We start from the raw sequence: 6,067 nt of genomic DNA, 5'->3' as shown, positions 1-6,067 counted from the left end.
CGCTTGCGCGTCATTACCGCGCAACAACTGGCGCTTTCCGCAGAGATCGGGAGGCAGCATTGAAGGATCATCGACTTGTAGCGGAGCTGCTCGGTCTGCTTGGTGAGGACGGCCTCATCCGCCTTGCCGAAGAGCATGCAGGTATTCGCCTTTACGTGCCATCGAATATTGATCGCTCGCAGCTTATCGATAGTGTCGGGATCGATATTGCAAACAAGCTCTCACGTCGCTATGGCGGTGACTACATAAGCGTACCATTGGTGCGCGATCTTCGCGCGCGCCGCTATCGTGACGACGATGGCTTGTCGAATGCACAGATTGCCCGTAAGTTAGGCATCACTGAAAATGGTGTTGAGAAGCTGTTTCAGCGCTCGCCGGTGAAATACCGCACCAAGAAATCTGACGACCGTCAGATCGAAATGTTTCCATCCGAATAGATACCGTCGCGCCTTCCTTCTACGGCATGATTAGCAATCGCGTGCCCGCGTAAAACTGTCTTGAACCGGCCAATCACGGCCAACGGCAACAGCCAAAGAAGACAGTTTCGCGGAGGGCGTGATGTGACCGACCTTGCATCCCAGATCAATCACACGGTGCTGGCTGCGCTCGCTCCGCGCGTCGCGGTCAAAAAGATTGCACAACAGCAATCCATCATTTCATCGTTTGGACCCTTGCTGCCGGAACTGCTCAAGCGGTTTCAGGTTACGACCTCACTTCGCATCGTTCATTTCCTCGCACAGCTCGCCCACGAGAGCGATGGCTTTTGCGCGATGGAAGAATACGCCAGCGGTGCGGCCTATGAAGGCCGCGCCGATCTCGGCAATACACAGCCCGGTGACGGCAAACGCTTCAAGGGGCGTGGCCCGATCCAGTTGACCGGCCGCGCCAATTATCGCGCCTTCGCAACGTGGATACGGCAGTACCACTCTGATGCGCCGAACTTCGAGCTGAAGCCCGAACTGGTGGCGACGTGGCCATGGGCTGCATGGGCCGTCTTTTATTTCTGGTCCACTCGCAATCTCAACGACGTTGCCGACCGAGATGATCTTGTCGCCATCACCAAGCGCATCAACGGTGGCACGAATGGTTTGAGCGACCGCGCAGCATATCTTGCCAAGGCCAAGGACATCGTTGCGGAGATCAGCGCCGACGCTATCGCCTTCGAGCCGGGAGACACTGTGTTGCGTCGTGGCATGCGGGGTCTTTCCGTTGCCGATCTTCAACGTGGCCTTCGTGCTGCCGGTTTTTATCATCTGTCGATCGACGGGATTTTTGGACCGGGAACCGAACAAGCCGTGAAGGCATTCCAGCGCGATCATCGTCTGGTCGCCGATGGCCTGGTCGGGCCGAAGACAATGAAGAGCCTTCAGCGATTCATGCCGGAGGACGTGACATGAGCGAACCGATCAAGGAACCCGGTTACACCTCCAGCCGTCGCTATCTGTGGGGCAGTTTCTATCTCGCCTGGGCTGTCATCATCATTCTTGTTGGCGCTGCGTCTGTCGGTTCAGAGCAGGCCGTTGCGATTGCTCCGATCGTGGTGCCTTCCATGGTCGCGCTGATCGTCGGCGTTCTCGGCGTCCATCGCGGCTTCGGCTCTGTCGATTATTGGGCGCAGGCAAAGGCTCTGTTCACCGATCGCCGGGAGGACCGGCCATGATTGCAGCGCTCTCGGCGTGGTTCGGCAAGTGGACCTCCCAGATTGTTGTCGCCGCCATCATATTCCTGGCGGCGGCGACGTTGGCTTTCGGTGCTGCCCGCGCGCTCCGCGAAACGATCAACGATGCGGTTGCAACCGCCGAAAAAGCCCGTGATGCGGATTGGTCTCGACAGATCGCCGAGGCCAATGAAGCTGCCGCGAAGAACATCATCGAGCAGATGAAAGCCTCCCAGGCCGCACAGGAAAAAGCCCAGGCCGAAATCAACCGTCTCAACAACAAGGTCTTAGAACTGGAGGATGCCAATGCGGCGCTTTCTGACACTCCTGGCAGTGGCATCGATGTCGATCGCTCACGGCTGCTCAACAACCAGTTCCTCGGAGGGAAAGCCAATCCTCCGTACTGAATTCGTCAGGGGGCAAGTGCCGTCAGAGGCGCGCAAGCCATGCGATCCACCTGTCACTCTGCCTGATCGCGCCCTGTCGGCGAAAGAGCTGACACCGCTTTGGGGCAAGGATCGCGCCGCGCTCGCCGTCTGTGAACAGCGGCGCGGTGCAGCCATTGCTGCGATCGACACGGTGCCAGTTCCTGCGGAGCGGCCGAAGTGATGGAAGCGGGTAACAAGGCACATGAGCTGGCCGATCTGCGCGCCGAGCAAGAGCGGGACGCGGGAATCGCTGCCGCGTCAGCTGCTTTGATTGGAGACGGATCGGACATCTGCGTCCGCTGCGGCGAAGAGATCGAGCCGGAGCGGCTTGCAGCCCTGCCATCGGCGCGCCGGTGTGTGGACTGTCAGAGCAAACTTGAACGCGAGCAGTCCAGGGGGCGTCGTTAATGCTGGAGAATATCTCACTCGCCCAGATCGGGCAGCTCATCAACTTCTTGCTAGCGGCTGCGGCCTTCCTCGGCGTGGTCAGCGGCTACATCGGCAAGGGCGCGAAAGAGATATCGGCCAAGGTTTCGGATCATGAGCACCGACTATCGAAGGTCGAGAATGATCTGTCGCACATGCCGAACACCGAAACCGTCCATCAGCTCCAGCTCGCCATCACCGAGATCAAGGGGCAGATGGGAATTATGGCGAAGTCGTCGGAGGCGACCGAACGGACGACGCGCCGTGTTGAAGAATTTTTGATGCAGAAAGGACGTTAGGAATGACGGCGGGTTACAAGGATTTTGTCGATCAGAATGTGCGCCTCATCATCCTGAAGGCGCTCGCGATGGAGACGAATGCCAGTCTGAACGACAGCCTGCTTGAACGCGAGTTGGAGGTTTTCGGCTACAAACGCACCCGCGAATATTTGCGCAACCAGATGCGTTGGCTCGAAACAGAAGCTGGCGCTGTTCGCATCAGCGCCGCAGGCACCGCCCTTATCGCCACCTTGACCAGGACAGGCCGCGATCATGTTGAACGCCGCATCGTCCTGGAAGGTATTCAGCGACCGGGCGACGTGGAGTGATGAGCCATGACAGAAGATAGGCGCGGCCGTTCCAGGCTAGACAGTCTGGAATTGCTACCAGAAGATGCCCAGGACGATGTGGTCTGGGCAATCAGTCAGCTGAATGAACGCCGCCGCAGTCAGGCGGACATTCTTTTTGAGCTGAACGATCGTCTGGAAGTTAAGGGCATCGGACCAATATCGAAGTCGGCTTTCAACCGTAAAGCCATGCGCTTATCCCGCCGCGCCTCTCAGCTGGAGGAACGCCGTTACATCTATGCCGGCATCGCGGAGAAGCTTACGCCTGAAGAAATCAGCAAATCCGATATCGTCCTTGGCGAGTTTCTTAAAACGCTCATTGATGAACTGCTCGATGGCGATGGCCTCAATTCCAAAAACGCCATGGAACTGGCACGCGCCTATAAGGAAACCGTGGTTGCGCAACGTCATTCTGCCGAACATCGCCGCAAGGCCGAGGAAGAAGCCACAGCCAAGCTGGCGAAGGCTGTCGGTGATGCGACCGACGCCGTCGAGAAAGCAGGCCGCAAGGTGGATGGCGAAGAAATCCTGCGCATGATCCGTGAAGCGTATGGGGCATCCTGATGACACAGCCTTTGCTTTACGGCTATCAGCGCCGCTGGATCACGGATAAAAGCCGTTTCAAAATCGGCAAATTTGCCCGTCAAACAGGCAAGACGTTCACCACAACACTTGAGTGTGTTGATGACAGTTTTGAGCATGCCGTAAAGAGCCAGCGTACACGATGGGTGATATTGAGCCGTGGTGAACGGCAGGCCCGTGAAGCCATGTTGGAAGGAATATACCCTCACGCCAAGGCTTACGGCATGGCATTTGACGCCAGCGAGTTTGATTGGAAGGGTGATACCGGCAGCTACAAGGCGCTGGAAGTAACATTACCGCATGGCACCCGTATCACGGCTCTGCCTGCAAATCCCGACACAGCGCGCGGGTTCTCTGCCAACGTTTTTCTGGATGAGTTCGCCTTCCACAAAGATAGTAACGCGATCTGGAAGGCGCTCTTTCCGGTAATCTCGGCCAACTGGAAACTGCGTGTCACGTCGACACCGAATGGCAAGAGCGGGAAATTCTTCGAGCTGGACACCGCCAATGACGATACCTGGTCACGGCATGTTGTCGATATCTATCAGGCGGTCAGGGACGGCTTGCCGCGCAACATCGAGGAGCTGCGCGCCGGTATTGCCGACGAAGATGCGTGGGCGCAGGAATATGAGCTGCAGTATCTCGATGAGGCGAGCGCCTGGCTATCATACGAATTGATCTCATCGGTCGAAGACGACAATGCAGGAAGCCCGGAAGGATATCAGGGCAACGCCTGCTATGTCGGGCGCGATATAGGCCGACGCAACGACCTTCATGTGATCTGGGTATGGGAAGAGATCGGCGATGTCCTGTGGTGTCGCGAAATCATCGAACAGAAGCGCGCCACCTTTGCCGACATGGATGCTGCCTTTGATGACGTGATGATGCGTTATCGTGTGGCGCGGGCCTGCATCGACCAGACCGGCATGGGCGAAAAAGTGGTCGAGGACGCGCAGCGCCGCTACGGTCGTCGTGTCGAGGGCGTCCTGTTTAGCACCGGCAGCAAGCTGATCATGGCGAATGGCGGCAAGGAGCGTTTCGAGGACCGGACCGTTCGCATTCCGATGGGCAATGTTCCGCTTCGCTCCGATCTGCACAAGCTGCGCAAGGTCACATCTCCGACCGGCGCGCCGCGATTTGTTGCCGAGCGAGACGACGATCACGCCGATCGGACGTGGGCTGCGTTCCTTGGCATCCATGCCGCCAGTACGCCGCATATGGAATACGGGTACGAAACACGCCGCAATGTGCCACCCGATGGCCGCAGCCGATCCGATGATCGCGAGCGTTCGATTAATCCAGAATTGAGAGGTTCGCTCTGATGGCACAGTTGGTCGATCAGTATGGCAATCCGCTAAAGCGGCAGGAAGTCACCAAACCCTACGCCGGGCCGACAACCGGCGGCGTTCGTCCCGTCATATCCGGTCATCCGGCCGAGGGGCTTAACCCACGTCGCCTTTCAGCCATTCATCGCGCAGCTGCTGAAGGTGATCCGCTCTCCTATCTGGAGCTTGCAGAGGACATCGAGGAGCGCGACCTTCATTATTTCGGGGTGATGTCCACCCGCAAGCGTTCCGTGGCGCAGCTCCCGATTACAGTGAAGCCAGCCAGTGACGCGGCCGATCACAAGAAACAAGCCGAGTTCGTGCAGTCGTGGATCAATGATGATGTTCTGCGGGCATGTCTGTTCGATATGCTTGACGCAATCGGCAAGGGATTCTCCGTAATGGAGATCGATTGGCAAACCCGGCTTAGCCGGTGGGAACCGCGCGAGATTACATACCGGCCGCAGCGTTGGTTTACATTTGCCCGCGCAGACGGTGAAACGGTTGTGCTTCGTGATGATCCGGCAGAAGAACCGTTACCGGCTCACAAGTTTATCATCCACCGGCACCCGTCGAAATCGGGGCTGACGATCCGTTCCGGCATTGCCCGCGTGGCATCCTGGGCATGGATGTATAAGAGCTTCACGCTGAAGGACTGGGCGATTTTCGTCCAGAACTTCGGCATGCCGATCCGCATCGGCCGTTACGAAGGTGACGCCAAGGAAGAGGACAAGGATGTCCTGTGGCGCGCAGTGACGCAGATCGCTGGCGACATGGCCGCAATCATGCCTGACAGCATGAATATCGAGTTTCAGGAAGTGGCAGCGAAAGGCACTTCAATCGACCTTTACGAACGTCGCGCCGACTGGATGGATCGGCAAGTATCGAAAGCTGTGCTCGGTCAAACCACGACGACTGACGCTGTTTCAGGTGGCCATGCTGTCGCCCAGGAACATCGTCTCGTCCAAGAGGATATCGAGCGTTCCGATGCCATGATGATCACCGCCACCATCATTCGCCAGCT

General features: G+C 57.8%; 11 protein-coding genes. All 11 read left to right on the top strand.

The annotated features are described in order from the left end of the window. The coding region (locus KWJ32_RS27575) for a hypothetical protein (protein WP_256886598.1) at positions 1-437 on the top strand (437 nt) is incomplete at its 5' end. Positions 438-560: 123 nt separating this feature from the next. Continuing rightward, entirely contained in the window at positions 561-1,397 is an 837-nt protein-coding gene (locus KWJ32_RS27570; protein ID WP_176588477.1) for a peptidoglycan-binding protein, read from the top strand. After that, on the top strand, positions 1,394-1,660 hold the full coding sequence (locus KWJ32_RS27565; protein ID WP_151691365.1) for an NAD(P)+ transhydrogenase beta chain: 267 nt from the start codon (positions 1,394-1,396) through the stop codon (positions 1,658-1,660). The genes KWJ32_RS27570 and KWJ32_RS27565 overlap by 4 nt, the downstream gene beginning before the upstream one ends. Continuing rightward, entirely contained in the window at positions 1,657-2,064 is a 408-nt protein-coding gene (locus KWJ32_RS27560) for a hypothetical protein (RefSeq protein ID WP_151691366.1), read from the top strand. The genes KWJ32_RS27565 and KWJ32_RS27560 overlap by 4 nt, the downstream gene beginning before the upstream one ends. A 16-nt stretch (positions 2,065-2,080) precedes the next feature. Continuing rightward, positions 2,081-2,266 (top strand): hypothetical protein, encoded by a 186-nt coding sequence (locus KWJ32_RS27555; protein WP_235915206.1) that lies wholly within the window; start codon positions 2,081-2,083, stop codon positions 2,264-2,266. After that, positions 2,266-2,493, top strand: coding sequence for a TraR/DksA C4-type zinc finger protein (locus KWJ32_RS27550; RefSeq protein ID WP_076773857.1), 228 nt, complete (start codon positions 2,266-2,268; stop codon positions 2,491-2,493). Before KWJ32_RS27555 ends, KWJ32_RS27550 begins: the two co-directional genes overlap by 1 nt. After that, positions 2,493-2,810, top strand: coding sequence for a DUF2730 family protein (locus tag KWJ32_RS27545; RefSeq protein ID WP_083699691.1), 318 nt, complete (start codon positions 2,493-2,495; stop codon positions 2,808-2,810). The genes KWJ32_RS27550 and KWJ32_RS27545 overlap by 1 nt, the downstream gene beginning before the upstream one ends. A 2-nt stretch (positions 2,811-2,812) precedes the next feature. Continuing rightward, complete coding sequence (locus KWJ32_RS27540) at positions 2,813-3,118, top strand: hypothetical protein (RefSeq protein WP_125335789.1); 306 nt, start codon at positions 2,813-2,815, stop codon at positions 3,116-3,118. A 6-nt stretch (positions 3,119-3,124) separates the two neighbouring features. Continuing rightward, positions 3,125-3,700: a phage protein Gp27 family protein gene (locus KWJ32_RS27535; protein ID WP_125335787.1), complete on the top strand. Its 576-nt coding sequence runs from the start codon at positions 3,125-3,127 to the stop codon at positions 3,698-3,700. After that, complete coding sequence (locus tag KWJ32_RS27530; protein WP_256886597.1) at positions 3,700-5,040, top strand: terminase family protein; 1,341 nt, start codon at positions 3,700-3,702, stop codon at positions 5,038-5,040. Before KWJ32_RS27535 ends, KWJ32_RS27530 begins: the two co-directional genes overlap by 1 nt. Then, on the top strand, positions 5,040-6,067 hold a 1,028-nt coding region (locus KWJ32_RS27525; RefSeq protein ID WP_256886596.1), incomplete at its 3' end, for a DUF935 family protein. The genes KWJ32_RS27530 and KWJ32_RS27525, both read left to right, overlap by 1 nt.

The sequence above is a fragment of the Ochrobactrum sp. BTU2 genome (assembly GCF_024539785.1).
Taxonomy (GTDB): domain Bacteria; phylum Pseudomonadota; class Alphaproteobacteria; order Rhizobiales; family Rhizobiaceae; genus Brucella; species Brucella anthropi.
Note: the sequence above shows the minus strand (reverse complement) of the source record. Positions and strands in the feature narration are given on the sequence as shown.

Excerpts from the sequence above, each read along its gene's own strand:
- KWJ32_RS27530 (WP_256886597.1), top strand. The coding sequence starts at position 3,700 with ATGACACAGCCTTTGCTTTACGGCTATCAGCGCCGCTGGATCACGGAT.
- KWJ32_RS27550 (WP_076773857.1), top strand. The coding sequence starts at position 2,266 with ATGGAAGCGGGTAACAAGGCACATGAGCTGGCCGATCTGCGCGCCGAG.
- KWJ32_RS27535 (WP_125335787.1), top strand. The coding sequence starts at position 3,125 with ATGACAGAAGATAGGCGCGGCCGTTCCAGGCTAGACAGTCTGGAATTG.
- KWJ32_RS27545 (WP_083699691.1), top strand. The coding sequence starts at position 2,493 with ATGCTGGAGAATATCTCACTCGCCCAGATCGGGCAGCTCATCAACTTC.
- KWJ32_RS27540 (WP_125335789.1), top strand. The coding sequence starts at position 2,813 with ATGACGGCGGGTTACAAGGATTTTGTCGATCAGAATGTGCGCCTCATC.
- KWJ32_RS27560 (WP_151691366.1), top strand. The coding sequence starts at position 1,657 with ATGATTGCAGCGCTCTCGGCGTGGTTCGGCAAGTGGACCTCCCAGATT.
- KWJ32_RS27565 (WP_151691365.1), top strand. The coding sequence starts at position 1,394 with ATGAGCGAACCGATCAAGGAACCCGGTTACACCTCCAGCCGTCGCTAT.